Source organism: Marinobacter daepoensis DSM 16072, from assembly GCF_000421165.1.
Classification (GTDB): Bacteria; Pseudomonadota; Gammaproteobacteria; order Pseudomonadales; family Oleiphilaceae; genus Marinobacter; species Marinobacter daepoensis.
In genome coordinates this window covers 778,528-804,050 of record NZ_ATWI01000008.1, presented here as the reverse complement: position 1 = coordinate 804,050, position 25,523 = coordinate 778,528, and the positions used below count along the sequence as shown (strand labels likewise).

Below are 25,523 nucleotides of genomic sequence, written 5' to 3'. Positions count from 1 at the left end.
AGCAAAGGCACATGGCACAGGATATTGTCATGGTGGTTGGGCTGGGAAACCCCGGCCCCGACTACGAGAATACCCGCCACAACGCCGGCGCTCTTTTCGTCGAAGCGCTGGCCCGCGATGCGGGCCAGACGCTGCGCCCCGAAAGGAAATACCATGGGCTTTATGCCCGCATTCAGTGGCAGGGCCTCGACCTGCACCTACTGAACCCCAGCACGTTCATGAATCGCAGCGGCCTTGCCATTAAAGCCCTCGCGGACTTTTTTAAAATCTCCCCCGAACAGATTCTGGTTGCCCACGACGAACTGGACCTGCCCCCCGGCACAGCCAAACTGAAGAAGGGCGGCGGCCACGGCGGCCATAACGGTCTGCGCGACACCATTGCTCACCTGAGCACCAAAGACTTCCAGCGACTGCGCCTGGGCATTGGCCATCCCGGCGACAGCCGTAAAGTTACCGGCTTTGTTCTGGGCCGGCTCGGCAAGCAGGAAACCGAACAACTCAACGCCGTGTTTGACGAAGTCATGCGGGTACTGCCCGACGCCGCCAACGGCAAACTGGCAGCCGCCATGAACCGCCTTCACAGCTTTAAACCCGCACCCTGAGCAGGGGCACAACCCCTTACTCGCACCGGTTCGGATACCCCGGTATAATCCGGCCAACTTTCAGCTCCAGCAGAGGCATTCCATGGGATTTAACTGCGGCATCGTCGGCCTGCCCAACGTCGGCAAATCCACCCTGTTCAACGCACTGACCAAAGCCGGCATCGGCGCGGAAAACTTCCCCTTCTGCACGATCGAACCCAATGCCGGCGTGGTGGCTATGCCCGACCCCCGCCTGAATAAGCTGGCGGAGATCGTCAAACCGGAACGGGTGGTGCCCACCACCATGGAATTCGTGGACATCGCCGGCCTGGTCGCCGGTGCCTCCAAGGGCGAAGGCCTGGGCAACCAGTTCCTCGCCAACATCCGCCAAACCGACGCTATCGCCCACGTGGTGCGTTGCTTTGAAGATGGCAACGTTATCCATGTGGCCAATAAGGTCGATCCGGCTTCAGACATCGATGTCATCAACACCGAGCTGGCCCTGGCAGACCTGGATACCGTAGAGAAGGCCATCAAGCGAGTACAACGCGTGGCCAAAAGCGGAGACAAGGAAGCCAAAGCCCAACTGGATATGTTTGAAAAACTACTCCCGGTGCTGAACGAAGGCAAACCGGTGCGCAGCATGGGGCTGGACAAAGATCAGATGGGCCTGATCCGCGAACTCTGCCTGCTAACCGTCAAGCCCACCATGTACATTGCCAACGTGAATGAAGATGGCTTCGAGAACAACCCACACCTGGATACCGTTCGTGAAATCGCTGCCGCCGAGAACGCGGTCGTCGTCCCGATCTGCAACAAACTTGAAGCGGAAATCTCTGAACTGGAAGACGAAGAGAAATCCATGTTTCTGGATGAGATGGGCATGGAAGAACCCGGCCTGGACCGGGTTATCCGAGCCGGTTACAGCCTGCTGGGACTGCAAACCTATTTCACTGCTGGCGTGAAGGAGGTTCGCGCCTGGACGGTCAAGATCGGCGCCACCGCTCCTCAGGCAGCTGCAGTGATCCATACCGATTTTGAACGGGGGTTCATCCGCGCCGAGGTCGTTGGCTACGAGGATTTCGTTGGCTGTAACGGCGAAGCCGGTGCCAAAGAAGCCGGAAAGTGGCGTCTGGAGGGCAAGGAATACATTGTTCAGGACGGCGATGTAATTCACTTCCGATTCAACGTATAACCCTTATTTTTCAAGGCCTCACCCCACCTATGGGGCTGAGGCCACCTCAGCACCCTTCCGCATAAAATCATCCCACATATATCTTCAAGAACATTCGCTTACATTAGCGCCAACAAATCTTTACGACCTAACGTTTGATACGGATCACCTTCGCTCTTAATTTAACGCTTTTTTACAAGGCAGCCCCAACGCTGCTTCTTAAAACTGAGCGGAGCAAGAGATGAAGGTCACATCCGGTTTGAGACAGGTTCCCGGTTCCCAGAACAACCCCTGTCACAAAAACGACACAAATCTCCCGCACATTATCCCGGACAAGGCCAAAGGACATTCTGACAGAGCCTTCTTGACCGCCAGGAATGCGGAACACTACCTCATCCTTACGTCTTTCTGAACATGGCAGAAGCCGCCAGCCAGCCTGGCACTGCCCACCGTGTGTCTTCATTCAGGAGTAAAACCTTGAAGACTCTCTCCTGCAAAGGATTTTCATCGAAAGATCAGCTTGTCCTGAAGTCGTTGATCGACCTCATCATCGCCCGTACCAGCGACACCTGGACATACTCCGACGGAGACGACAGCGATGTTGTTATTATCGATACAGACAATCTTGACGATCACGATGCCGTCTTCCGGCACCTTGAATCCCGTCACACCGTCGCCATCGAATACACCTCCGACACGACGGCCTCGTCACGACTGAGGCTTCAGAAGCCCCTCCGCGCCGCCAATCTGATCTCGGTATTCAATTCCGTGGAGGCCCGGATCGCAAATGCCGAGGCCGACGAAAGCCATACTCATGATACCCTTCAGCCACTCGCGAGCCAGGAGCCCACACCGGAGATCCTCACTGCGCTGGATGAAGGGCAGGCCAAATACCTGAGCATCTCCGCCGGCGACACCACCTGCTTCATCGACCTGCCCGGCAACCGTTACACCTGCCGGGGCGATCTGACACTTCCCGCTGTGCTGGGAGCAAGCGACAGAACCGTCTCAACAACACCACAGGTGGAAAACCTGGCCACTACCGGAGAATGGCGCCCATATCCGGCCCTCCGCTGGCTGCTGGGTACCAGCCTGTCGAATGGCGAACTGCTTCGAGGCATCAATCCGAACGGCCAGTTCAAGCTCCACCACTGGCCGCCCGCTGAGGTGCCCAGAGCAGCCCCCTATACGTTGTCTCTCTGTGCCCTGCTGAGCCGTGAAGCCGGAGCCTCCATCGAAGAGGCAGGGGCGCAATCCGGCGTTGCTCGGGCAGACATTATCGGGTTTATCAACGGCGCCTACCTGGCCCGGGCGATAACCACACCGGCGGCAACCAAGCCAACAGGCGCACCAGTCGCCACGGAAGCCGACACCAGCGCCCCCAGTAAACCCCGAGGCCTGTTCGGCAAGATCCGCGACCGACTGATGAGAAAAGCGAGATGAGGTTTATTTGTGTCTGAAATCAAACTGATTATCACGGGACCACCCGGTGCCGGCAAGACCACCGCCATTGCTGCCATCAGCGAAACCGCACCGGTCAAGACCGACACCCACACCACCGATGACCTGGCCGCAGTAAAGGAACAGACAACCGTCGCCATGGACTTCGGGGAACTGACTCTGGATGACGGCCAAAAGGTTTTCCTCTATGGCACGCCGGGGCAGCGCCGCTTCGAGTTCATGTGGAAGATCCTGGTGGAAGGCGGGCTTGGCCTGATCATCCTCGTGGATTGTTCCAGACCGGACCCGCTGGCTGACCTGCATATGTATCTGGACAACTTTGCCGACTTTATAAGACAAACCAGCGTGGTAGTGGGCCTGACCAGAACAGACCACCCGGACGCGCCAGCCGTTGCCGAGTTTTACAGCAGCATTGAATCCTCTGGCCGGGTACTCCCGATTCTGGAGGTGGATATCCGGGAGCGGGAAGACGTCGCGCTTCTGATCAATGCCCTTGTTTCAACTCTTGAGTTTTCCCGGTGAGAGAAAATTGAGCGCCATGAGCCAGTACAAGTTTTCGGAAAGAAGCGAAGCATTCTGCCAGGACCTGTTCCAGAACATGTTCGATACCAGCGATGCGATCTACGGAATTCTGATATCAACGGTCGATGGCCACGACGTTTCAAAAAGCTTCAGTCGTGACATGCCGGCCGCCAAGCTCTCCGCCATGATGAGCGCCATCCTGGCGCTTGGAGAAACCATTGCTGTCGAGGCAGAACAACAGCAATGCCGCTACGTCATCGTTGAGAACAGCGATGGTTACATCCTGACCCTGAAGATCAAGGACAAACTCATTCTGAGCGTGATCGCAACCACCCAGGCCAACCTGGGCATGCTGCACAGTGTCAGTAGAAATGCAGCCGAAAAACTGGCTGCACAATTGCGTTAATAACCAGAATCAGAGAGAAAGTACCAAATGGCAAACCTGAACGATATCTGTGAAAACATGGTAAATGAAGTCGGCGACGCGCTGGGCGCTGCCGTTGTAGACCTGGAATCCGGCCTACTGCTTTCCGTTGCCCACAACGTCCCCTACTTTACCCAGAGTTACCTCGATGCCGTAGCGGCGGCAGCGGTTGACATGTTCCGGGGGAAAACGGTTGGTACCGTTGAAAACCTCATTGCTTCACAGCGTGGTGCCGACGTCAAACGCATGATTCAGGAAGTGCAGATGACCACGGAGAAGACCTACCACTTCATGTCCATCGTACCAGGGAAGCCAAATGCCCTGCTGGTCCTGATTACCGGCCGCAAAGCCAACCTCGGCATGGGATGGGCATCCCTGCGTAGCGCCCTGCCCAAAATCGCGCCGCTCTGCCCCTGACGACCACCTCAATGCCGGGACCAGGTGTTTTCTGGCCCCGGCATTGAGCCGGTCTGGCTATTTCCCAACCCGCAGCCGGTCACTCAACTGAGACGGAAACCCCGCCCGGCTCATATCTCCAATGACCCGGGATACATCGTAATCAAGGTTCAGAAACTCCATCTCCAGTGATGCCCTGTCCAGAATCGCAAACTCAAGCCCGGCTTTCCCCCCTCTCGGCTGGCCAATCGAGCCCGGGCAAATCAGACTTCGATCCACACTCCCAAGATTAAATCGCGGCTGAACTGAGTGGCCGTTCAGCTTCCCTTTATCGTAATACACCCCCGCCACATGGGTATGACCATGAAAACAGAAACGAATCTCCCTATCCCTGAGATTCTGCAGGTTATCCTCATAAGTCATCCGGTAGACATACCCATTCATGAAGGTTCTGTCCTGCGGTGCACCATGGACCGCCAGCCACCCCGGGCCATCCATATACAAAGGCAGACTCCCGAGCCAGCCCCTCTCCGCCCGGGAAAGCTGCCCGACGGTCCAGTCAATCACCCAGCGAGCCATCGCCGAAAACCCCTTACCCGCCTCGCCAGAGGCCGCAGCATGGTCATGATTACCCCGGATAATATGAAAGTCCCTCGACCTTAACAGTTCGATGCACTCTGATGGATGGGGGCCATAACCAACCAGATCCCCCAACACCAGAACCTGAGACACCGAACGACTCTCCAGTTCCTCCAGCACCCGTTCCAACGCCGGCAAATTGGCATGGATATCGGCCAGAATCGCCACCTTCCCAGAGGTGCTTTCAAACAACTCAGACGAGCTCGCTGGCACGGCATAACGAAACGACAGCTCTTCTGCGGGCTCGCGAGCATTACCGTATTTGACACCCGCCAACCCGGCCAGAAAGCGATCCCGCCTGCTAGCCTGCTCGTCATTCGCCACAAACACGCCGCGAATCTGCTCCGAGACAATATCCCCCCAGGCCGAGCCGGCAAACTGCTGCTCCAGACACCGCCCGACCCTCTCGCCAAGCAAACCAAAGAAGTCTTCCGGGAAACCACTCATCTGCCGGAACCACACACCGATTGCCTGAGTCAGGCTTGAGAATCCATCCCAGCCATAGATATCGTCGTCCAGATAGAACACCCGACCTTCGCTGTCGGCCGCAAAGTTGGACAACCCCGGGTCCAGGACTCGTTCCTGTTCTTTCATGAAACGGATATAGATGGCGAAATACTGATCCAGAAGCTTCAGTGCCTCGCTGGGGGCCGAGGGCGAGATCAGAACGTGCAGAGGCTGGAGAACAGGCATAATGTTTCCGAGCCAGCACACATCGCCCTGCTTCGCTACAAACCAAGCCTTGCGGGGATGATAAATACCCAACGTCTTTTCCTGACGGAGGTTAAACGCGGCCCGCTCACCCGCCTGCTGCGCCGCCATCTCAACGCCGGCATGGATTTTGACAATATCGCCCTGCCGCTCGAAGATCAGGGTTCCCGGCTTGCCGGTAAACTTCTTCCCATGCTCCAGCTGCTTGGCATCCTGACAAAGAGCGGCTTGAATGCGTTTTTCAAGGGCCGCCCTGTCCGGGCCGTCGCCCACCAACGAGATCTCTGCCGCCTGCCTGCCTGTGAACATATCTACCCCAACTGTGCCAGCGAAAGCGGCTCATCATGCCCGCCCGCCCACACCCTGTCGAGGGACAAATTGCCAAATCAGAGCCTTCCGAACAAGCCATTGGAGCAATAACAACCTCTTGTTTTAAGACAACAAAAAATCACCTACCCCAAAAGCTGCGAATTTTTCCCGAAGATTCCGGCCTGCAAGTCTTGACACAGTTCCACCCCACCCATATCATACGCGCCGCTTCCATTGATGAAGCGATGGCAAGGTAGCTCAGTTGGTTAGAGCACAGCACTCATAATGCTGGGGTCGGCGGTTCGACTCCGCCCCTTGCTACCAGAATTCAAAGGGTTACAACTCACGTTGTAGCCCTTTTTTGTTGGTTGACTACAACGTTCAGAGGCACTGCAACAGCAACGCCCTCGCTAATCTTCAGCCTCACAATTCTCTCGTCCATTTTGCTCCAGAACCGAGGCACCAGATCCAGAGCAAAACAGAACCGAAAGACATCCGGTGAAACCCCATCAGCTTTTGGGGTTTATTTGAAGTAACTACGAACTGGTTCGAAAAGACGATACCCGGTCTTTCATTTCCGCAGCCAGCCTGGCCAACTCATGACTGGCCTCTGAAGACTGTTTCGCGCCATCCAGATTCTGGCTGGATAAATCCACAATGTGAGTCAGATTCCCACTAACCTGCTCTGCTGCGACAGACTGCTCTTCGGCAGCACTCGCAATCTGTTCTCCCATCTGAACGATGTGATCAATGGCGTCGCCAATGGCATTGAGGGTTTCGGCAACGTCATCAATCAACATTCGGTTCTCTTCCACCTGCTCCAGGCCTGACTGCATCACCGCCACCGTTGCTTTACTTTCCTCGGTCAGCCCCTGGATCACGTCTGCAATTTCTGCAGTGGATGTCTGGGTTCTTTTTGCCAGGGAGCGCACTTCATCTGCCACAACAGAAAACCCCCGGCCATGCTCTCCGGCTCTGGCGGCTTCGATTGCCGCATTCAGTGCCAGCAGGTTGGTCTGGTCTGCAATCTCATTGATAACCTGAGTGACTTTCTGGATTTCAAGGCTTTTACTCTCAAGAGAGTTGATCTGGCTTGCCACCCGTCGAATATCTTCTGAAAGCCGGTGCAGCGCTTCACGACCTTTCTCTCCTCTTACTCGCCCCTCAATGCCCTGCTCCTTTGCTGATCGAGCCGCAGACTGCGCCTCTTCCGCACTTCGGGCCACATCGTTAGATGCCGCACTCATCTGGTTCATGGCCGTGGCAACCTGATCGGTCTGGCCAGACTGAGACTCGATGTTCCGCTCCACACTGGCGTTAATGGAAGAAAGCTCTTCTGACGCCGTTGCCACCTCATCAGAGACCAGTGAAAGCCTGCTGATAACCTGATCAAACTCATTCAGCATGTGGTTCAGGGAATGCCCCAACTGCGCTAATTCATCCTTCCCCTTCACGTCAATACGCCGGGAAAGATCCGACTGCTCAGCCACGGCTCCCATCAATGTTTTCATAGACTGAATCGGGCCGGTAATGGACAGAATGATGAGAACACTGGCACCAATGGATAAAACCGCAGCGACGACAGCCGTTGTCGGATAAAGCATCAGGCTTTTTGAATAGATTTCGCCGACCGACTCCCTTTCACTGGCAGCCACCTCCAGCTGGAGATGAATCAGTTCCCCGATCTTTTCAGTCACCGGGTCAATAACGTCGTACAACGGCCCGTCAATCTGATCCAATTGCCCTTGCGCATTCGAGGGCGCATTCCGGAGGATCTTCTTCGCCTCGGCGATGCCTTTATTTGCCTCTGATAACAGGCGTTCAGTCTCGCGGACAAGTTGCTGTTCACGAGCCGTAAGCAGAGTTTGCGTATACTCCACCCAATTCGCTCTGATTTCAGATTCAGCTATTTCAATTTGGCGAAGCGCCTCTTCAGGTGTCATTCGGCCAGCATTCGCTTTGTTAATGGTATCAACCACCAACACCGCATAGTCATCCGAGATGATCTTAAGATCCTTAAGAGGAACAACCCGATCACTGTAGATACTGCTCACGCCACGATTGATGTCTGAAAATACCAGAAGTGCGTATAAAGAAAGGCCGGCAATTGCAAGGAGGGGGATAGAGACCAGTGTGACCAAACGAAATTTGAGCGACAGGTTGCTAAGAGAATTCATTAAATGGTTCCAAGTACTTCGACCTCCATTTCGCTAAGAAGAATCCTGATCGCCATTATAAAGGCGATTGCTACATATTCGTTAAAACAATTAAAAACTCTGTAATATACTTGTGTCGGAGGCACATCCGAATTTGACGGCACAACGCCCCTCATAGAGAATCACGCCCTGGGGACGACCCCACCTGCCCGGTATGTCACTGCGGGACGACCCGCCTTCAATAATGAACCATCATGAGAACCCCAAAAGACAGAGTCCGTCAGGCCATCCTGTTTGAAGGCATAGGCCTTTTACTCTCAATCCCCCTCGCGGCCATTTCGTTTGGCTTTGACCTGGGGAAAACGAGCATTCTGGGTATCGTAGGCGCGACGATGGCCACGTTCTGGAATTATGTATTCAACCTGGGCTTTGATCACTTTCTGAAGCGGCGGTACGGGTCAACCCGGAAATCAATCAGGGTCCGGTTTGTTCACGCCATCAGCTTTGAACTGGGGCTGATGCTGGCATTTCTGCCCGTGATTGCGTGGTGGATGGGCATTGGCCTGGTTGATGCGCTGATCGTCGACATCGCATTTGTGGTCTTTTACCTGGTGTATGCCTTTATCTTTACCTGGTGCTACGACACGGTCTTTCCAGACAGCGACGCGAAGGAACCCCCACCGGAAAGCAACCCCGGTTCTAATACCCAAGATACCGAAATTTCAGCACCGACTGGTACCGGTCGATAAACTTCGCGTTGATTCCGGCAATGCCACCCCGGGCCCGGATTCGGTCAAAGCATGCGTCAAACGCCTTTGCCATGCCCGGGTCCCGGAACACCATTTTATAGGGTGTTGGCGTGAAGATCGGGGAAAACACAAACTCATCGTTCTCCAAAGGCCAGGCTTCACCGTTACGCCTTTCCCCTCGAATTCGCTCTGCCACAGCAGCAACCACACCACCATCCGACAAAATGACATCGACCCTCCCCATCAGCAGCATACGGGTGTGAATGGTCTGGTTGGAAATCTCCAGGAGCAACTCAAACTCATCCTTCCGCTCGGTGAGCCTGAGAATCTCGATGCCGTCCTGAAAAGTAACCAGCTTCAGCCCTTTCAGGTCTTCAACCGTTTCAATGGGCGCAACCCTTGACGCATTATAGAACGCCCCATTCTGGTACCAGACATACGCGGCTGTTGAGTATCCATCGACAACAGAAGAAAGTGGAACGGTCAGAACGCCAGCGGTGGAAGGAAGATCCTGATAGGTTCTCAGATGCCGGCCAAACGGCTGATAGACAAAGTCAGCCTCCCAACCACACTCCCGGAGGGTTGCCACGACGGTTTCAACATCCCGCCCATGTCCTCCAGGCTCAGACATCCCGGGAATGTCCGGGGCCAGCAACAATAACCGAGACTCTGACGCCGTATCAGACAGCGCCCTTTCGGCCATAAACGTCATGGCAACAATGAGGATAAAGACAAAGTGTCGCTGTCGCACAGAATTCAACAGCCCCCCCGACACACGATTGAATATGCTCTCACATTAACCTTATTTGAATGATCACTCCAGAAAAAGATACAAACCGTTAGCCTGTTTACCACACACCTTAAACCGTTACTCAACGTCACTGAGCCCGGAGCATTGTGCAATCGCCCGGCGAAGATCCGCAGTTAATTGTCCTGAACCGTAGCGATGGGAAACGTACAGGGACAGATCGACCCAGGCCGCCGTTCTCACGTAGTAGGGCTCAAGGTAACCGGCCATCAGCTGATCAACAAGCACCCCAGGCAACACCACCACATCCGCCCTGCCAAGCTTGACCATCTCAACCGCCTGCTTCCACTCCGACACCGTCACCACACGGGCCCCCTCGCCCTGGAGGAAATGGTCACCGATGAAACGGCGGACAAACGCAAACCGTAACCCAGGCACCTGCCTGAGCAACGGGTAATTCTCAAGAAACAGGTAGACATACTCGGTCTGAAACAGGCGGCCTCCGAAGTCTGCGTACTGATCACGCTCGGAGGTCTGAACAAGCGGTAAACCAACCGCCAGGTCGCCTTTTTCCAGCTCAAACAGAATACGGGCCAGTGGCATTTCAAAAAAACGGAAATCGCCGTCCACACGATCAAACACGCACTGATACAGACTGGCAAAACGCCCCTTCAGTTTACCGTCTTCAACCCCGATTTCCCGTGGAATGCCCTCAAACACACCGACAGGGTATGGCGCACAGGTGCTTGCTGCACTCCACAATAGAGGTATAGTGAATAGAGCCCATACAGCTGGCCGAAGCCAGTGCGGAATCCTGTCCATCTCAGCTGCTCCCGGACCGTGCAACCCGAACGGCATCTTCAGCTTAGTACACGATCCGTCAGGCTGCCGCCAGGCCACCTTCAGACCGACCAGATTACACCCCATGCCCCAAACACCAACGCCACACCTCGATACACGTAAACTGGAACGTATCTCCCAGTTTCTTGACGAAAATTACCTTCGCCCCGGAAAAATCCCGGGGGCCGTCACACTGGTCGCCCACAAGGGCAGGCCGATATGGCGGAATGCTCAGGGATTTCAGGATATAGAGCGCAGGCAGCCGATGCGCCCGGATACTGTGTTTCGCATCTATTCGATGACCAAACCCATCACCTCCATCGCCATGATGCAGCTGTACGAACAGGGCCGGTTTCTTCTGAACGACCCGGTGCACAAATACCTGCCGTCCTGGAAAAATCTACGGGTGTATAAAAGTGGCCGTTACCCCAACTTCGAAACTCAGCCCGCAACGACCACCATGACCATTCGCGATCTTCTGACTCACACCTCGGGGCTGACTTATGGTTTTACGGAAAGAACCGAAGTAGACGCGGCCTATCGCCAGCTGAAACTGGATGGGAGTTCTATCCTTACTCTGGAAAAACTGGTCAACCGGTTGGCAGAGTTGCCACTGGAGTTCTCCCCCGGAACCGCCTGGAATTATTCGGTGTCAACCGATGTCCTCGGGTATCTGGTTGAGCAGCTGTCGGGCAAACCGCTGGATGATTATTTCCGGGACCACATCTTCGAACCCCTGGGCATGGTCGACACCGGATTCCATGTGCGCCCGGACCAGACGGATCGCTTCGCATCCTGCTATCTGTATCAGCCCGGCGATACCATGAAACTTCAGGATGATCCCGAGCGATCCCAGTATCTGAAACCCCGGCGCTTTCTGTCTGGCGGGGGGGGACTGGTTTCTACCGCTGATGACTACTTCCGGTTCGCCCAGGCACTGTGTCAGGGCGGGGCCTATGAGGGCCAGCGGATTATCGGGCGAAAAACACTGGAATTCATGCGCCTGAATCATCTGCCCGGCGGCACGGATCTTCCCGCCCTGTCCGTCGGAGGCTTCACCGAAACCCCTTATGCCGGCAGCGGCTTCGGGCTGGGATTCTCCGTCAAAACCGACGTCGCCAAATCAGCCACCATCGGCTCAGAAGGCGAATTTGGCTGGGGCGGATTGGCCAGCACCAGCTTTTTTGTTGATCCCCGGGAAGACCTGGTCGTGATTTTTATGACCCAGTTGATGCCCTCCTCTTCGTATCCGATCCGGCAACAGCTCCGAACTCTGGTGTACGGTGCCCTGAACTGATTAAGCCCCGGCATCCCACGGTAACGGGTATAACAGAGGACTGTGCCGTAGCGCCATCGCCTGTGGCATACTCGGGGCCTTAAACCAACAACGAATAATCCACTCGTAAGGAATGTTGTGATGAAACCAGCAACTCTCGCGCTGCATGCCGGCTTCAAGAGCGACCCGACCACCAGGGCCGCAACCACACCGATTTACCAGACCACGTCCTACACCTTTGACGACACCCAACACGGTGCCGATCTGTTTGACCTGAAAGTCGCAGGAAACATCTACACCCGCATCATGAACCCGACAAATGCGGTTCTTGAAGAGCGCATGGCGGCACTGGAAGGCGGCATCGGCGCTCTGGCCGTAGCGTCCGGCATGGCTGCAATCACCTACGCCCTGCAAACCATCTGCAAGGTGGGCAACAATATTATCAGCACCAGCCAGCTGTACGGGGGCACATACAACCTGTTTGCCCACTCCCTGCCGAATCAGGGCATCGAATGCAAAATGGTTCGCCACGACGACTTTGAGGCCATCGAGAACGCCATTGATGACCAGACCCGGGCCCTTTTCTGCGAATCCATCGGCAATCCAGCGGGCAACGTGGTGGATATTCAGAAGTGGGCTGAGATTGCCCACAAGCATGGCATTCCGCTGATCGTCGACAACACCGTGGCCACGCCGTTCCTCTGTCGCCCGTTTGACCACGGCGCCGACATCGTCATCCACTCCCTCACCAAGTACATTGGCGGCCACGGCACCACCGTCGCCGGTGTTGTCGTGGATTCCGGCAAGTTCGACTGGAAAGCCAGTGCCGACAAATTCCCGATGCTGAACCAGCCAGACCCGTCCTATCACGGTGTGGTTTACACCGAAGCGCTGGGCGAAGCAGCGTTTATCGGCCGGTGCCGTGTTGTCCCGCTGCGCAATACCGGTGCCGCGCTGTCACCCTTCAACTCCTTCCTGATCATGCAAGGTATGGAAACCCTGGCTTTGCGTATGGAAAGGCATTGCGACAACGCCCAGAAAGTTGCCCAGTTCCTGCAGGACCATCCCGCCGTCGAGTGGGTGAATTACGCTGGCCTGAGCAACAGCCCTTACAAGGCCACCTGCGACAAGATATGCGGAGGCAAAGCCTCTGGCATTCTGAGCTTTGGCATCAAGGGCGGCCGCGACGCTGGCGCCAGATTCATTGATGCGCTCGACCTGATCCTGCGCCTGGTGAACATCGGCGATGCCAAGTCACTGGCCTGCCATCCGGCCACCACCACCCACCGCCAGCTCAATGCTGACGAGCTTAAGAGTGCTGGCGTGAGCGAAGACCTAGTGCGGCTGTCCATCGGCATTGAAGACGCCGACGACATCATCGCCGACATTACCCAGGCGCTGGATAAATCCCAGGCTTGATCTACCGCAACCGGGTACGACCAAAGTCGTGCCTGGTGCCCCCGTGATTGCCCGTACCTGCCTTGTAACTGCACAGCCTGCCGATTACTCTTAAAGGATAATCCCCCCTGATCCGAGAGTTCCTGGCCAATGAGTGAAAGCGCAAAGCCCCGCATTTCCAGTGGTTCCAAATTCCGTAACGAACACGGCTTTTCCGCCATCAAGGACGGCGTGAAGCGATCGGCCTCCAACACGGAAGAAAAACCTCTGGAGCGCAAACCAAAGTGGCTGAGGGCGAGGATGCCCGGAGGTGAACGCTACGATGATGTTCGTCGTAATGTAACCGAACACCGCCTGAGCACCGTTTGCCAGGAATCTCACTGCCCCAACATCGGCGAATGCTGGACCAACGGTACCGCCACCATCATGGTTATGGGCGCTGTATGCACGCGGGCCTGCAAGTTCTGCGCTGTCGATACCGGCAACCCGAAAGGCTGGCTTGATCATGAAGAACCGGAGAACACAGCCAAATCGGTCGAACTCATGGGCCTGCGCTACATTGTCCTTACGTCGGTAGACCGGGACGACCTGCCCGACGGTGGCGCCGCCCACTACGCGGCCTGCGTTTCAGCCATCAAAAACCGCACTCCGGAAGTGGCGGTGGAAGCCCTGACCCCGGACTTCGACGCCGTGATGAGTGATGTGGAAAAAGTCGTGGATTCCGGCCTGGATGTGTTTGCCCAGAACGTGGAAACCGTGAAACGCCTGACCCATCGCGTGCGCGACCCACGGGCTGGCTACGAAAAGACCCTGAGCGTTCTGGAGCACGCCAAAAAGCACCGCCCCGACGTGCTGACCAAGACCAGCCTGATGCTGGGCCTGGGCGAAACCGAAGACGAGATTCTGGAAACGATGGATGATCTCCGTGCCGTCGGCGTCGATATCCTGACGTTGGGCCAGTACCTGCGCCCCACCCCAAACCATCTGCCGGTTGAGCGATACGTCACACCGGAAGAGTTTAACCGTTATCGGGACATCGGCCTGGAAAAGGGATTCATGGAAGTGCCTTCCGGCCCCATGGTGCGCTCCAGCTACCGGGCAGACCGGGTATTCGACAAGAACAACCTGGGCCTTGCGGTTCCTGATGTGCCCAAGCCCGACCAGGCCATGCAGATTCCGGTGAAAGCGGTCGACTGAGATCCTCGGATGGTATTGTGGCTTTCTGCAAGCGCTGGCGTGCCCCAGCGCCTGCGGTACCGGGTCCATTCGCAGGAGAACACTTCCCAAAAGGTCAACGTTCACTGAAGTTTGTGGCACACTCTGCTCTCGTTTTTGACTGCAGAGCTGCAACCAATGAACCGCCTTGGCGCCTTCTACGACCGCTTTATCCTGCCCCACCCATGGCTTACCCTCTTCCTATTTTCGGTCTTGCTGGCCCTGACAGCGTTCCGTTTTGATCAGTTCCGGCTGGATGCCTCTGCCGAATCCCTGGTGCTGGAAAATGATCAATCGCTGGAGCAGTACCGCCAGGTGAATCGCACGTTCACGACCTCGGACGACTTTCTGGTGGTTACCTACACACCGCACGACCCACTATTCACCGCAGAAGGCCTGGAGCGACTCAGACAACTGCGAGATGAGTTGCAGAGCCTTGAATCGGTCAGTTCTACCAACAGCATCCTGAACGTGCCCCTGCTCCACAGCCCAGACCTGACTCTTGAGACGGTCGACACGGAAATCAGAACGCTGGATGAACACAACGTGGCACCGGAAATCAGCCGTCAGGCACTGCTGGATAGCCCAATGTACCCGAATCTGCTGATCAGCGAGGACGGCCAGACCACCGCCATTCAGGTTAACCTGCCAACCCCCGCCCGCTATTTCGACCTGCTGAATCAGCGTGATGAACTCCGCACCCAGGCAGACCAGGGTGAAGCCACCGAAGACGAGTTCAACACCATCAATGCCGAGTTCATCCGCTATTCCGCACAACTGGGGCAGGAGCGCGACGCAACGATTGAGCAGGCCCGTGCCATTCTGGATCGGTACCGGGATAGCGCCAGCATTCACCTCGGCGGTGTTCCCATGATTGTGGCCGACATGATTCGCTTTATCGAAAGCGATCTTTCCACGTTCGGACTGGGCGTGCTCGCCTTTCTTCTGCTGACCCTGGCCCTCATTTTCCGGCAGTGGCGCTGGGTGCTGGTACCACTGCTGTGCTGTGGATTTACGGTGTGGATCATGATCGGAGTTCTGGGGTGGGCCCAATGGCCCGTAACGGTGATCTCCTCCAACTTCATTTCCCTGCTGCTGATCATGACGCTCTCGCTGACCATTCATCTGATCGTGCGCTACCGGGAGTTTCAGCACGACGAACCCGATGCGGCCCCAAGAACCACGCTACGAAACACCCTGCTGACCATGATCCGGCCCTGCTTTTACATGGCCATCACCACCATCGTCGCTTTTGGGTCCCTCACGTTCAGCGGCATCCGCCCGGTGATCGATTTCGGCTGGATGATGACCCTGGGGCTGAGTGCGGCTTTCCTGATCACCTTCCTGATCTTTCCGGCCCTGCTCAGCCTGCTACCACCACCGATTGACCGGCGCGTAAGCTCTGACAGCGTTCCCTTCACCGATGCATTCGCGCGCTTTACCGAGCGCTTCCGTGCCACCGTTCTGATCAGCGCCGCCATCATTGCCACACTCTGCATCATCGGGCTCAACCGGCTAACCGTCGAAAACAGTTTCATTGACTACTTCAAGGCTTCCACCGAAATTCACCAGGGCATGATCACCATCGACGACCGCCTGGGGGGCACCACGCCTCTGGATGTTGTGATTACCGACCTGCCAGCCCCGGTCACCCAGCTCCAGGACCCTTTTGCCAGTGATTGCGACCCGTTTCTGGACGACTGCGACGACTACCGGGATACCTGGTACACCTACCAGAAGATGCGCCAGCTCGGAGCAGTTCATGACTACCTGCACAGCCTGCCCGAAACCGGTAAGGTTCTGTCGATCCAGACCACACTGGCCCTGCTCGCACAGGTCAACGGAGGTAAGCCTCTGGATGCTCTGGAACTGGCCTTTGTACCGGCCGCCGTACCTGAGAATCTGAAAGGCATCCTGCTGACGCCTTACATCTCCGAAGAACACGACAAAGCCCGTTTCAGCATCCGCATTCTGGAGACTCTGCCGGATCTCCGGCGGCAGGAGCTTCTGGACAAAATCCGTCACCACCTGAGTACCGAACTCGGGTACGATCCGGACCGCATCCAGCTCTCCGGCATGACCGTGATGTACAACAACATGCTGCAGAGCCTCTTCGATTCACAGATCAAGACCATTGGGGTAGTGTTTGCCGCCATCCTGGCGATGTTCCTGCTCCTGTTCCGCTCGCTGAAACTGGCTCTGGTCGGTATGGCCCCGAACCTGATTGCCGCCGGCTCGGTATTGGGGCTGATGGGCTGGCTGGGCATTCCGCTGGATATGATGACCATCACGGTAGCAGCCATCACCGTCGGGATCGCAGTGGATGACACCATTCACTACATTCACCGGTTCCAGACCGAATTCCAGAAAGACGGAGACTACATTGCCACCATGCATCGCTGCCATCGGAGCATCGGCAAGGCCATGTTCTATACCTCACTGACCATCATTGCCGGGTTTTCCATTCTGGTGCTCTCGAATTTCATCCCGACCATCTACTTCGGACTGTTTACCGGCTTTGCCATGTTCATGGCCTTGTTGGGCGCTCTGACGCTGCTGCCCAGACTGATCATTATGGTACGGCCTTTCTCCACACCATAAAAAACCCCGCCAGAGCAAAGCTCAGGCGGGGTTTTTGTTCACCGTTTGCAGTCAAACGGGGGGGGTTACTGACCCTGAGGCTGCATCATCTGCCGTTGTTGCTGCATCTGCTGCTGCATTTCCTTCATACGACGGTCCAACTCGTCGCGCTGTTCCTGAGTGAACACCGCATCAACCTTAGCCTGCATCAGGGCTGACAGCGCTGCAATCTCACCGGTTACCTCACCGAGTCTGGCCGCCTGATCCCGGATGGCAGACTCGTCGTATCCCGGCTTGATCTGTGACTGGAGATCTTCCTGAAGAGACCGGGCATCCTGACGCAGCTCAACAATGGACTCCTGCATCTCTTCGAGGATGCCGCGAATTTCAGTTTGCTGCTCCTCAGACAAGTCCACCATCTGCGCCAGTTGCGATACCTGGTCGGGCTGGCCACCCGGAGACTGCTGAGCGAACGTCGGAGCAGACAGGCTCAGAGCAACGAGTGCGGAACCGATGAATTTTGCGAGCTTCATACTGTTCTCCATACTTTAGGCGGCTTGTCGCGGCCACCACGGATTGGCTTTGATCATTCGGATTCACACCCTAAAGCATTCCCCCGCTCCATTTCACCCCGATATCCCTTCATTTTGTACAGGTTCTCAGTTTCACTTACCGCCAGAGCATGATACTGGCGGGTTTTGATGAATGTGAAAATTTGGTCATTCCCCTGCATAATGGCGCCTCTACCCACACAGCGGAGTACAAACCATGGCCATTAACTGGTTTCCAGGGCACATGCACAAGGCCCGAAAGGAGATCAAGAAAGTCATGCCCCAGATGGACCTGATCATCGAAGTCGTCGATGCCCGGATTCCGTTCAGCAGCGAGAATCCACTGGTACCATCTCTCCGGGGAGACACTCCGCTGATCAAGGTGCTGAATAAGCGTGATCTCGCCGATCCCGACATTACCGAACAATGGCAGGCCTGGTTCGAACAGGAACGAGGGGTCCGGGCCGTCACTCTGACCCATAACCAGCGCCAGGAAGCGCTTGGCATCCTGAAACTGGCGGAAGAAATGACGCCGGGGCACGACCGCCAGAAGAGCGCGCTCAGGGTAATGATTCTGGGGATTCCCAATGTTGGAAAATCCACCCTGATCAACACCCTGGCCGGTCGGCCTGCCGCAAAAACCGGTAACGAGCCCGCCGTGACCCGAGCCCAACAAGCCATCAAACTGCCAGACAACGTACTGCTTTACGACACACCGGGGTTTCTGTGGCCCAAGCTCTCACCAGAGCAGTGCGGGTACCGGCTTGCGGTCACCGGTGCCATCCGAAGCGCCGTTCTGGACTTTGAGGACATTGCTTTGTTCGAGGCCGACTATCTGGTTGCCCACTACCCGGAACAGGTTACCACCCGTTATGGGCTGGAAAAGACGCCCGTCGACGGACTGGCGCTGATGGATGCCGTCGCGGTCAAACGCCGCTTTCTCGGCCGGGGAGGCGTGCCAGACCTGCACAAGGTGTCCGAAGTTCTGCTCAACGAGTTCCGGGCCGGCACCCTGGGCAGGATCTCTCTGGAAGCGCCCGCCATGATCGAAAAAGAACTGATTGAGGCCCGCGCCCGGGAGCAGGCCGAGGCGGAAGAAAAAGCCAGAAAAGACGAGCACCGCAAACGCCGGAAAACCTGATATCCTGCCAGGCAAAAGGCGGGATAGCGGCCACTAAAGTTTGGTCATAAGCCTAGTGTTTTTTGCTATACTTGATTTTAATCAAGGTGACTGAAACCAGATGTTTCAGCATTGGCACCCATGGGAGTCCGCTGTATGCCCAGCTATCCGGATTGCCCAAGGTGTCCGCCCCAAATGCAGGCCCGAGCAATACCTGCCGGGGGCTGCGGACGCACCGCACATCCTTCGGTGCGGTATTGAATGGATCAACCCGGATGGTTCGTCAACTATGGCCCAGGCAATTCGACTTCACCAAGTATCTCCCCTCAAGGCGTCCTGTCATCAGTGCAGCCTGAGCAACCTGTGTCTGCCACTTGCCATCGAAGAAAACGATCTTGATCGCCTGGAGGACATCGTCCAGCAAGGCAAGATCTACAATCGAGGCGAGCACATTTTCGATCAGAGCACTCCGGTCCGCTCGTGTTTTGCCGTCAAGAGCGGCTCGATTAAAACATCGATCATCACCGAAGGTGGAGAAGAGCAGGTAACCGGATTCTTCATGCCAGGTGAACTGGTAGGCCTGGACAGTATGAGCAGCGAAAGCTATGCCTGTACCGCCAAGGCTCTGGAACGCACCAGCGTGTGCGAGTTCCCGGTTGACCGACTGGAAGAGCTTACAGGCAAACTTCCGGAACTCCAGCACCACATGTACCACCTGATGAGCCAGGAAATCCAGAACAGCCACCAGCTGGCGATGCTGTTAAGCAAGAACACGGCCGAAGAACGCATTGCGGCCCTTTTGCTGTCACTGTCCAGCCGGTTCCGCCGCCGTCGCATGTCGGCCACAAACTTCAGCCTGCCGATGGCGAGAAACGACATTGCGAACTTCCTCGGGCTGGCCGTGGAAACCGTGAGCCGGGTGTTCACCCGCTTCCAGAATCAGGGCATTATCCGGGCTCGTGGCCGCGAGGTAGAGCTTCTGGACGTCGAAGCACTGCAAATGGTAACGCGGGATTTCGCTCGCCAGGGGCGGTGAGTATCAGGCGGGCGAATTCAGCCAGTGAACCAGCCTTCAGAGGCTGGCTGACGTTCGCCCGGTTTCGTTTGATTCCTTGATCATCGCCACTTCTTCTGACAACCAGGTCCGCCAGGGCATTTGCTTGATTCCGAAGGTGTTCCGGATTTTCGTGCAAACCATTGTGGTGTTTACCGGCTCAATGTGCCCCCACTCGGGCACTTCGTCCACCACATTGATGTCTTCAGGAATGCCGGGCATACCCGCAATCGCCAACCCAAGCTCATACAGGTTTATCTCCTCAGCCCCCGCATACTGATAGGTTCCCCAGACTTCAGCCCCGCAGTCAATCTGCAGCGCCACAGCCGTAATCACCCGCGCCAGATCTTTAACCGCCACCGGCTGTCCGTGACAACGGCCAGGCAAGGATAAACCACCCTGAGCAGTACTCAGCTGCACCTTGCGAATAAACCGGGCAAGACTCCAGCCAGTGCGCAACACGATGTGGCGCGGCAACTGAGCCCTCAGGGCCTGCTCACACTCCCACTGCCAGCGCCCCAGTTCATTGACCGGCTGACCTGGATTGGAGGCAATATAAGCACCTTGCTTCCGGCCATCAAAAACATAGCCGGACGACAGCTGCAACAAGGCCATATCCCGCTCCCGGGCATGCTCCGCCAAGGCCATGGGAAGAGAAAAAGCGGCCTCATGCGTTGCCTCATGATCCCGCTCAGCCTGTTCCGGATCAGCCAGCCACAGAGCATTGATAATCAGGGCGGTGTCATCCGGGATCCAGTTGTCCAGCGCATGAAGGTCAACGTGGGCAGGGTCACTGACCAGCAGGGGACTGATCCGGAGATGGGTTCTCCGCAAACGTTCCAGAAGCACCTTACCCAGCGGGCCATAGTCGTGAACAACAAGTACATGCACGTGAAACAAAGCCTCCGGAATATCACTGATGTGACGGTCGTCAGGAAACACTCAGGCCAATGGCCTCGCGCCCTACTTTACTGCAGTATCAGGCAGCCTGAAACGCCGGTATCACAGGGAGCCCGACGACTCCCGGATCGACAAGCATACAACAACAGGACCCCCTATGCTGAAACAACAAAGCCATATTGTCGCCCCCATTCCCGATGAGCTCCGAACCCGGGCCCTGTACACTGTGGCGGAGCTCAGAAGCCGCGGAAAGGCAGACAAGCAGGCCATTGACCAGCTTTACGAACTCATCGTCGAGCTGACCGAAGCCGGGCTGGACTTTTTCTTCCTTGAACCCCTAAGGCGCCTGAAGGCAGGCAGCATGATGATGGGAATGGCCAGAGTGGGCATCGGCAGCATGCTCAAAGGCAGTAAAATGGTTATTCACAAGGTACTGAAAAAACTGGATGACCGAAGCCTGTCCGCTATTCTCGACTTCATCGAGGAAATCATTCACGAACCCGAGGCACCCTCGACGTAACACCTGTCAGCAACTCGTAGCCGATGGTCCCCGCGTGTCTGGCAACCTCATCAACGCTGACCGTTTTACCCCAGAGTTCCACCATATCACCCTCACGGGCGTCGGGGGCCGCACTCAGATCAACTGCCAGCATATCCATGGAGACTCGCCCAATCAGCCGGATACGCTGGCCATTCACCGCTGCCGGGGTATCCGTGCCCGCATGACGCGGGTAACCATCTGCGTAACCGATGGCCACCATCCCCATCAGGGTATCCTGTTCGGCGGTCCAGGACGCCCCATAACCAACCGACTCCCCGGCCCGGACAATCCGAGTGGTGATCAGAGGCGCTTCAAGGGACATGGCCGGGCGCAACCCCAGCTCCGGTCCCGTCCGGTTTTCCATGGGCGACGCCCCATACAGCATGATGCCGGGACGGCTCCACTCATACAGCGGTTGCCCCGGACGAAAATGCGCCGCCGAGTTCCCAACACTGCGCAACAAGCCCGGCCAGGGCGCAACCGCCTCTTCAAATACCCGCGTTTGCCTTGTCGTCATCTCACTGTCGAAGTCATCGGCACGGGCAAAGTGGGTCACAAACCCGATCACCTGATGCTGCCGGCCAGCGGCCTGAAGTTTCGACATGACCTCAGGCAGTTCTTCGGGCCGGAAGCCAAGCCGGTTCATCCCGGTATTCACTTTGACCCAGAAGTCCGGTGACCGCCCGCTGCCAAGCCAGGACAACTGCTCCTGATTGTGCAATACCGGCTCAAAGCCCAGGCGCTCGCAGTCTGCCAGGTCATCCCGGGCATGGGTGCCCTGCAACAAGGCCACAGGTTGTTGATGCCCTGCCTGGCGAATGGCCAGTGCCTCCTCAATGCAGGCAACGGCAAAACGGGTGGTGTCTGGCGACAGCGCACTCGTGACGGCCTCAATCCCGTGCCCATAACCGTCCGCTTTTACGACAGCCATGGACTGGGCATCTCCTGCCAGCTCCCGGGCACGCCGGAAATTATGCCTGAAGGCATCAAGATCAATGCGGGCGACGGTCGGGCGTGGCATTAATAATCTCCACCGTAATCGGCGTAATCGCCATGGGCCAGATCCTCAAACTTGGTGTATTTACCAATGAAGGCCAGCCGTATGGTACCAATTGGACCGTTCCGTTGCTTACCGATAATGATCTCGGCAATCCCTTTGTCCGGTGTATCTTCGTTATAGACCTCATCCCGATACACAAACATGATGACGTCGGCGTCCTGCTCGATCGCCCCGGACTCCCGCAGGTCAGAGTTGACTGGCCGCTTGTTGGGGCGCTGCTCCAGGCTCCGGTTCAGCTGCGAGAGCGCAACCACCGGACAGTTTAGCTCCTTCGCAATCCCCTTGAGAGATCGGGAGATTTCGGAAATTTCGGCCGTACGCCCTTCAGTATTGCCCGGAACCCGCATCAACTGCAGGTAATCGACCATGATCAGCCCCATTTTACCGCCGTTTTCACGGGCAATCCGACGAGCCCTGGAACGCATTTCCGTTGGGCTGAGCCCAGGCGTGTCATCGATATAGAGCGGCTTGTCTTTCAACAAGCTAACCGCAGACGTCAGCCTAGGCCAATCATCCTCCTCCAGCTTGCCCCCACGGACCTTGGTTTGATCGATACGACCGAGGGAAGACAGCATACGCATCGCCAGCGAGTCGGCGGGCATCTCCATACTGAAGACCAGAATCGGTGTCCCTGAGCTGATCAGGGCATTCTCAACGATATTCATGGCAAAGGTCGTCTTACCCATGGAGGGGCGCCCCGCCACAATAATCAGGTCCGCCGGCTGCATACCAGACGTCTGTTCATCAAGATCGCGGAAGCCGGTAGTCAGGCCCGTTGTCTGCTCACCGGATTCAAACAGCTCTTCAATGCGGCTTAACGTTGTCGCCAGAATCGGGTTGATCGCTTTGGGACCAGACCCTTCTTTGCTTCGAGCCTCAGCAATCTGGAAGACATTGCGCTCAGCCTCGTCGAGAATGTCGTTGCTTTTTCGCCCCTGGGGATTGAAGGCGGAGTCCGAAATTTTTCCGGACACTTCCACCAACTGCCGCAGAATTGAGCGCTCCCGGACAATATCGGCATAGGCAAGAATGTTGGCGGCACCTGGCGTTTTCTCGGCAAGCTCCGCGAGATAAGACAAGCCGCCGGCGTCTTCAATATCCCCGGAACGCTCCAGAAACTCCGCCAGCGTCACAACGTCCAGAGGCTCGCTCTCACTGGCGAGGCGTTCAACTGCCCCGAAGATCAGGCGGTGATCCTGCCGATAGAAATCTACCGCCGATATCATTTCGGCCACTTCATCAAACCGGCTGTTGTCGAGCATCATACCACCGAGCACCGCCTGCTCAGCCTCGATCGAATGCGGCGGAACCTTGATACGACTGGTTTCCGGATCAATAGACGCGGGTTTCAGAGTAGGAGTGGGATTGGCCATAGACACCGACATCAGAGAAATGAGTAAACGAAACGACAAGAATACCAGAAAGAAACGGGCCCGAAACCGTCTCCGGCTCGGGCCCGTTTTACAACGCAAAGACCTGAGGCATTTGCGCTGATGGAATCAACCTGCCACGGGGTAACCGATTACTCGGCAACAACCGCCAGCTTGATGGTCAATTCTACGTCAGTGTGAAGCTGAAGCTCGATGTCGTACTCGCCAGTCGACCGCAGCGGGCCTTCAGGCAGACGTACTTCGCTCTTCTCAACTTCAGTGCCACCGGCAGAAACTGCTTCAGCAATATCACGAACACCGATAGAGCCAAACAGTTTACCTTCTTCACCAGCCTTGGAGGTGATGGTGAAAGAAGCGCCTTCCAGAGCTTCGGCACGGGCCTGGGCAGCGGCCAGCTTTTCAGCAGCAGACTTTTCCAGCTCAGCGCGACGCTCTTCGAACGCCTTCACGTTTGCTTCCGTGGCAGGAACAGCCTTGCCGTACGGCAGCAGGAAATTACGACCGTAACCGGCCTTAACCTTTACCTTGTCACCCAGGGAGCCAAGGTTTGCGACTTTCTCGAGCAGAATAACTTCCATCTCGTTAACCTCTTCGTGCTTTATTCAGCCGGACCAACGGGTGATATACGCCCCCGGACATCCAGCCAGCTATCCACAAAAGCCAGAACCAACAACAGCATCAACAGATTGGGACCCAGCAGAATCAGGGCGACATAGAACATTGCCAACCAGTTTCCGCTCCACTGTTTACGAGCAAATACACCATGCACCAAGGCAAGCCCGGCAACTACCAGCGGTGTACCCGCGACCCAGGCCAGCAAAATGGCATTCAGCCCCAGAACCGGGCCAACCACCATAGTGATGGCACAAACCACGGCAACCGCCGGTGATAACCTGAGGGCATGGAATTCCTTGCGGAACCCGCCAGGGTTATACAAGCCGGCCTGCCACCCCCTTGCCAGCATCGTCATACCGATGGCAGTGGCAAAGTACGTCCCGGCCATGCTGGCATTCATGGTGTCCCGGATAACCTGCTCCAGACCACCACCCAGCGCACGGGCCATTTCGGCGTTGTACTGCTCGTAAAATTCGACACCCGCCTGAACCAGATCGTTCAGCAGTGCCGGATACATAACGGGCAACATCAGCCCGGTCAGTATCGCCAGAAAGGCACCAGAAAAGAGTGCTCTTTCCCAGGACAGCGTCGCCCGGATAACAGATGCCATCAGCATCACTTGCAGCAGCACCGCCAGAGCCGTCGGGTCCTGACCATACGTTGCCCACCCAACGGCAGGCACTACAGCCCAGAGCCCTGTATTCAGCCCCTGGCGAACGCCCAGTCGGAGAATGACCAGGCCAACAACTGCTGCGCCAATCCAGAACAGTAAGGGTACTGCGGTCGTAGCCGCTGCAACCCCGCCAGCCTGCAGGGGACCGCGCATTACATACTGTGCGAGTGCACGCATGGTCCCGGGTCCTGTCTGTTAAAACTTAGTGGTCGTGACCATCCGTATACGGCAGCAGTGCCAGGTAGCGGGCACGCTTGATAGCGGTAGCCAGCTGACGCTGATAACGTGCTTTGGTGCCGGTGATGCGGCTTGGCACGATTTTGCCGGTTTCAGTGATGTAGCCTTTCAGGGTGTCCAGATCTTTGTAATCAATCTCTTTAACACCTTCTGCCGTGAAGCGGCAGAACTTACGACGTCTGAAAAAACGAGCCATAACGTA

The 25,523-nt window shown here is 56.4% G+C and carries 25 protein-coding genes and 1 tRNA gene; 15 read left to right on the top strand and 11 right to left on the bottom strand.

Annotation, left to right across the window (positions count from 1 at the left end; genetic code table 11):
* The first annotated feature begins 11 nt into the window (after positions 1 to 11).
* The 6 genes from pth (at position 12) to K325_RS0104305 (ending at position 4,579) form a co-directional block, all read left to right on the top strand.
* The gene (gene pth / locus K325_RS0104330; protein ID WP_029653034.1) at positions 12 to 602 is read left to right on the top strand and encodes an aminoacyl-tRNA hydrolase; all 591 of its coding nucleotides are present in this window, start codon (positions 12 to 14) and stop codon (positions 600 to 602) included.
* An 82-nt stretch (positions 603 to 684) separates the two neighbouring features.
* Positions 685 to 1,776 (top strand): redox-regulated ATPase YchF, encoded by a 1,092-nt coding sequence (gene ychF, locus K325_RS0104325; protein ID WP_029653033.1) that lies wholly within the window; start codon positions 685 to 687, stop codon positions 1,774 to 1,776.
* Between the two features lie 456 nt (positions 1,777 to 2,232).
* Complete coding sequence (locus tag K325_RS0104320; RefSeq protein WP_156836562.1) at positions 2,233 to 3,198, top strand: hypothetical protein; 966 nt, start codon at positions 2,233 to 2,235, stop codon at positions 3,196 to 3,198.
* Positions 3,199 to 3,207: 9 nt separating this feature from the next.
* Positions 3,208 to 3,738 (top strand): GTP-binding protein, encoded by a 531-nt coding sequence (locus K325_RS0104315; protein ID WP_029653031.1) that lies wholly within the window; start codon positions 3,208 to 3,210, stop codon positions 3,736 to 3,738.
* Positions 3,739 to 3,754: 16 nt separating this feature from the next.
* Positions 3,755 to 4,144 carry a roadblock/LC7 domain-containing protein gene (locus K325_RS0104310; RefSeq protein ID WP_051146551.1) on the top strand — a complete coding sequence of 130 codons (390 nt, stop codon included), beginning with the start codon at positions 3,755 to 3,757 and terminating at the stop codon, positions 4,142 to 4,144.
* Between the two features lie 27 nt (positions 4,145 to 4,171).
* Positions 4,172 to 4,579 (top strand): hypothetical protein, encoded by a 408-nt coding sequence (locus K325_RS0104305; protein WP_029653029.1) that lies wholly within the window; start codon positions 4,172 to 4,174, stop codon positions 4,577 to 4,579.
* Between the two features lie 57 nt (positions 4,580 to 4,636).
* On the opposite strand, the gene K325_RS0104300 is transcribed toward K325_RS0104305, so the two are convergent.
* Positions 4,637 to 6,217: a metallophosphoesterase family protein gene (locus tag K325_RS0104300; protein ID WP_029653028.1), complete on the bottom strand. Its 1,581-nt coding sequence runs from the start codon at positions 6,215 to 6,217 to the stop codon at positions 4,637 to 4,639.
* A 247-nt stretch (positions 6,218 to 6,464) separates the two neighbouring features.
* On the opposite strand from K325_RS0104300, the gene K325_RS0104295 reads away from it, so the two are divergent.
* Positions 6,465 to 6,541: transfer RNA gene (locus K325_RS0104295), tRNA-Met, on the top strand.
* A 212-nt stretch (positions 6,542 to 6,753) separates the two neighbouring features.
* On the opposite strand, the gene K325_RS0104290 is transcribed toward K325_RS0104295, so the two are convergent.
* A complete protein-coding gene (locus tag K325_RS0104290) occupies positions 6,754 to 8,394 on the bottom strand; it encodes a methyl-accepting chemotaxis protein (RefSeq protein ID WP_029653027.1) in 1,641 nt (546 codons plus the stop codon).
* A 233-nt stretch (positions 8,395 to 8,627) separates the two neighbouring features.
* On the opposite strand from K325_RS0104290, the gene K325_RS0104285 reads away from it, so the two are divergent.
* Complete coding sequence (locus tag K325_RS0104285) at positions 8,628 to 9,122, top strand: PACE efflux transporter (protein WP_084694154.1); 495 nt, start codon at positions 8,628 to 8,630, stop codon at positions 9,120 to 9,122.
* On the opposite strand, the gene K325_RS0104280 is transcribed toward K325_RS0104285, so the two are convergent.
* Together K325_RS0104280 and K325_RS0104275 are read right to left on the bottom strand one after the other, a co-directional pair.
* Entirely contained in the window at positions 9,073 to 9,873 is an 801-nt protein-coding gene (locus tag K325_RS0104280) for a transporter substrate-binding domain-containing protein (protein WP_228128391.1), read from the bottom strand. The two genes, K325_RS0104285 and K325_RS0104280, sit on opposite strands and share 50 nt — an antisense overlap.
* 117 nt (positions 9,874 to 9,990) lie before the next feature.
* A complete protein-coding gene (locus K325_RS0104275) occupies positions 9,991 to 10,692 on the bottom strand; it encodes a type 2 periplasmic-binding domain-containing protein (protein ID WP_029653023.1) in 702 nt (233 codons plus the stop codon).
* A gap of 103 nt (positions 10,693 to 10,795) precedes the next feature.
* Between K325_RS0104275 and K325_RS0104270 the strand changes: the two genes are divergently transcribed.
* The 4 genes from K325_RS0104270 to K325_RS0104255 all read left to right on the top strand — a co-directional run bounded on the left by K325_RS0104270 (position 10,796) and on the right by K325_RS0104255 (position 17,200).
* Positions 10,796 to 12,007, top strand: a complete 1,212-nt coding sequence (locus K325_RS0104270; RefSeq protein ID WP_029653022.1) for a serine hydrolase domain-containing protein — start codon at positions 10,796 to 10,798, stop codon at positions 12,005 to 12,007.
* A gap of 120 nt (positions 12,008 to 12,127) precedes the next feature.
* Positions 12,128 to 13,405 (top strand): O-acetylhomoserine aminocarboxypropyltransferase/cysteine synthase family protein, encoded by a 1,278-nt coding sequence (locus tag K325_RS0104265; RefSeq protein WP_029653021.1) that lies wholly within the window; start codon positions 12,128 to 12,130, stop codon positions 13,403 to 13,405.
* Positions 13,406 to 13,534: 129 nt separating this feature from the next.
* The gene (gene lipA, locus K325_RS0104260; protein WP_029653020.1) at positions 13,535 to 14,581 is read left to right on the top strand and encodes a lipoyl synthase; all 1,047 of its coding nucleotides are present in this window, start codon (positions 13,535 to 13,537) and stop codon (positions 14,579 to 14,581) included.
* Positions 14,582 to 14,737: 156 nt separating this feature from the next.
* On the top strand, positions 14,738 to 17,200 hold the full coding sequence (locus K325_RS0104255; RefSeq protein WP_029653019.1) for an efflux RND transporter permease subunit: 2,463 nt from the start codon (positions 14,738 to 14,740) through the stop codon (positions 17,198 to 17,200).
* Between the two features lie 65 nt (positions 17,201 to 17,265).
* Here K325_RS0104255 and K325_RS0104250 read toward each other — a convergent pair whose 3' ends face one another.
* Entirely contained in the window at positions 17,266 to 17,712 is a 447-nt protein-coding gene (locus tag K325_RS0104250; RefSeq protein WP_029653018.1) for a Spy/CpxP family protein refolding chaperone, read from the bottom strand.
* Positions 17,713 to 17,947: 235 nt separating this feature from the next.
* Between K325_RS0104250 and ylqF the strand changes: the two genes are divergently transcribed.
* Together ylqF and fnr are read left to right on the top strand one after the other, a co-directional pair.
* Complete coding sequence (gene ylqF / locus K325_RS0104240) at positions 17,948 to 18,871, top strand: ribosome biogenesis GTPase YlqF (protein WP_029653017.1); 924 nt, start codon at positions 17,948 to 17,950, stop codon at positions 18,869 to 18,871.
* A gap of 268 nt (positions 18,872 to 19,139) precedes the next feature.
* A complete protein-coding gene (fnr, locus tag K325_RS0104235) occupies positions 19,140 to 19,886 on the top strand; it encodes a fumarate/nitrate reduction transcriptional regulator Fnr (RefSeq protein WP_029653016.1) in 747 nt (248 codons plus the stop codon).
* Positions 19,887 to 19,922: 36 nt separating this feature from the next.
* On the opposite strand, the gene K325_RS0104230 is transcribed toward fnr, so the two are convergent.
* Complete coding sequence (locus K325_RS0104230) at positions 19,923 to 20,795, bottom strand: SDR family oxidoreductase (RefSeq protein WP_029653015.1); 873 nt, start codon at positions 20,793 to 20,795, stop codon at positions 19,923 to 19,925.
* 166 nt (positions 20,796 to 20,961) lie between these two features.
* On the opposite strand from K325_RS0104230, the gene K325_RS0104225 reads away from it, so the two are divergent.
* Entirely contained in the window at positions 20,962 to 21,324 is a 363-nt protein-coding gene (locus K325_RS0104225; protein WP_029653014.1) for a hypothetical protein, read from the top strand.
* Here the strand turns inward: K325_RS0104225 and alr are convergent.
* The 5 genes from alr to rpsR all read right to left on the bottom strand — a co-directional run bounded on the left by alr (position 21,293) and on the right by rpsR (position 25,517).
* Entirely contained in the window at positions 21,293 to 22,366 is a 1,074-nt protein-coding gene (gene alr / locus K325_RS0104220) for an alanine racemase (RefSeq protein WP_029653013.1), read from the bottom strand. The genes K325_RS0104225 and alr overlap by 32 nt on opposite strands.
* Positions 22,366 to 23,778, bottom strand: a complete 1,413-nt coding sequence (gene dnaB, locus K325_RS0104215) for a replicative DNA helicase (RefSeq protein ID WP_029653012.1) — start codon at positions 23,776 to 23,778, stop codon at positions 22,366 to 22,368. The genes alr and dnaB overlap by 1 nt, the downstream gene beginning before the upstream one ends.
* 149 nt (positions 23,779 to 23,927) lie before the next feature.
* Positions 23,928 to 24,374 (bottom strand): 50S ribosomal protein L9, encoded by a 447-nt coding sequence (gene rplI, locus K325_RS0104210; protein ID WP_029653011.1) that lies wholly within the window; start codon positions 24,372 to 24,374, stop codon positions 23,928 to 23,930.
* Between the two features lie 20 nt (positions 24,375 to 24,394).
* Positions 24,395 to 25,261, bottom strand: coding sequence for a hypothetical protein (locus K325_RS0104205; protein ID WP_029653010.1), 867 nt, complete (start codon positions 25,259 to 25,261; stop codon positions 24,395 to 24,397).
* Between the two features lie 25 nt (positions 25,262 to 25,286).
* A complete protein-coding gene (rpsR, locus tag K325_RS0104200; protein ID WP_011785848.1) occupies positions 25,287 to 25,517 on the bottom strand; it encodes a 30S ribosomal protein S18 in 231 nt (76 codons plus the stop codon).
* Between the last annotated feature and the right edge of the window lie 6 nt (positions 25,518 to 25,523).

What these genes read in the sequence shown, in the direction of transcription:
- pth (WP_029653034.1), top strand. Translation starts at nt 12, where the DNA reads ATGGCACAGGATATTGTCATGGTGGTTGGGCTGGGAAACCCCGGCCCC.
- ychF (WP_029653033.1), top strand. Translation starts at nt 685, where the DNA reads ATGGGATTTAACTGCGGCATCGTCGGCCTGCCCAACGTCGGCAAATCC.
- K325_RS0104310 (WP_051146551.1), top strand. Translation starts at nt 3,755, where the DNA reads ATGAGCCAGTACAAGTTTTCGGAAAGAAGCGAAGCATTCTGCCAGGAC.
- K325_RS0104305 (WP_029653029.1), top strand. Translation starts at nt 4,172, where the DNA reads ATGGCAAACCTGAACGATATCTGTGAAAACATGGTAAATGAAGTCGGC.
- K325_RS0104300 (WP_029653028.1), bottom strand. Translation starts at nt 6,217, where the DNA reads ATGTTCACAGGCAGGCAGGCGGCAGAGATCTCGTTGGTGGGCGACGGC.
- K325_RS0104290 (WP_029653027.1), bottom strand. Translation starts at nt 8,394, where the DNA reads ATGAATTCTCTTAGCAACCTGTCGCTCAAATTTCGTTTGGTCACACTG.
- K325_RS0104285 (WP_084694154.1), top strand. Translation starts at nt 8,628, where the DNA reads ATGAGAACCCCAAAAGACAGAGTCCGTCAGGCCATCCTGTTTGAAGGC.
- K325_RS0104275 (WP_029653023.1), bottom strand. Translation starts at nt 10,692, where the DNA reads ATGGACAGGATTCCGCACTGGCTTCGGCCAGCTGTATGGGCTCTATTC.
- K325_RS0104270 (WP_029653022.1), top strand. Translation starts at nt 10,796, where the DNA reads ATGCCCCAAACACCAACGCCACACCTCGATACACGTAAACTGGAACGT.
- K325_RS0104265 (WP_029653021.1), top strand. Translation starts at nt 12,128, where the DNA reads ATGAAACCAGCAACTCTCGCGCTGCATGCCGGCTTCAAGAGCGACCCG.
- lipA (WP_029653020.1), top strand. Translation starts at nt 13,535, where the DNA reads ATGAGTGAAAGCGCAAAGCCCCGCATTTCCAGTGGTTCCAAATTCCGT.
- K325_RS0104255 (WP_029653019.1), top strand. Translation starts at nt 14,738, where the DNA reads ATGAACCGCCTTGGCGCCTTCTACGACCGCTTTATCCTGCCCCACCCA.
- K325_RS0104250 (WP_029653018.1), bottom strand. Translation starts at nt 17,712, where the DNA reads ATGAAGCTCGCAAAATTCATCGGTTCCGCACTCGTTGCTCTGAGCCTG.
- ylqF (WP_029653017.1), top strand. Translation starts at nt 17,948, where the DNA reads ATGGCCATTAACTGGTTTCCAGGGCACATGCACAAGGCCCGAAAGGAG.
- fnr (WP_029653016.1), top strand. Translation starts at nt 19,140, where the DNA reads ATGGCCCAGGCAATTCGACTTCACCAAGTATCTCCCCTCAAGGCGTCC.
- K325_RS0104225 (WP_029653014.1), top strand. Translation starts at nt 20,962, where the DNA reads ATGCTGAAACAACAAAGCCATATTGTCGCCCCCATTCCCGATGAGCTC.
- alr (WP_029653013.1), bottom strand. Translation starts at nt 22,366, where the DNA reads ATGCCACGCCCGACCGTCGCCCGCATTGATCTTGATGCCTTCAGGCAT.
- dnaB (WP_029653012.1), bottom strand. Translation starts at nt 23,778, where the DNA reads ATGGCCAATCCCACTCCTACTCTGAAACCCGCGTCTATTGATCCGGAA.
- rplI (WP_029653011.1), bottom strand. Translation starts at nt 24,374, where the DNA reads ATGGAAGTTATTCTGCTCGAGAAAGTCGCAAACCTTGGCTCCCTGGGT.
- K325_RS0104205 (WP_029653010.1), bottom strand. Translation starts at nt 25,261, where the DNA reads ATGCGTGCACTCGCACAGTATGTAATGCGCGGTCCCCTGCAGGCTGGC.
- rpsR (WP_011785848.1), bottom strand. Translation starts at nt 25,517, where the DNA reads ATGGCTCGTTTTTTCAGACGTCGTAAGTTCTGCCGCTTCACGGCAGAA.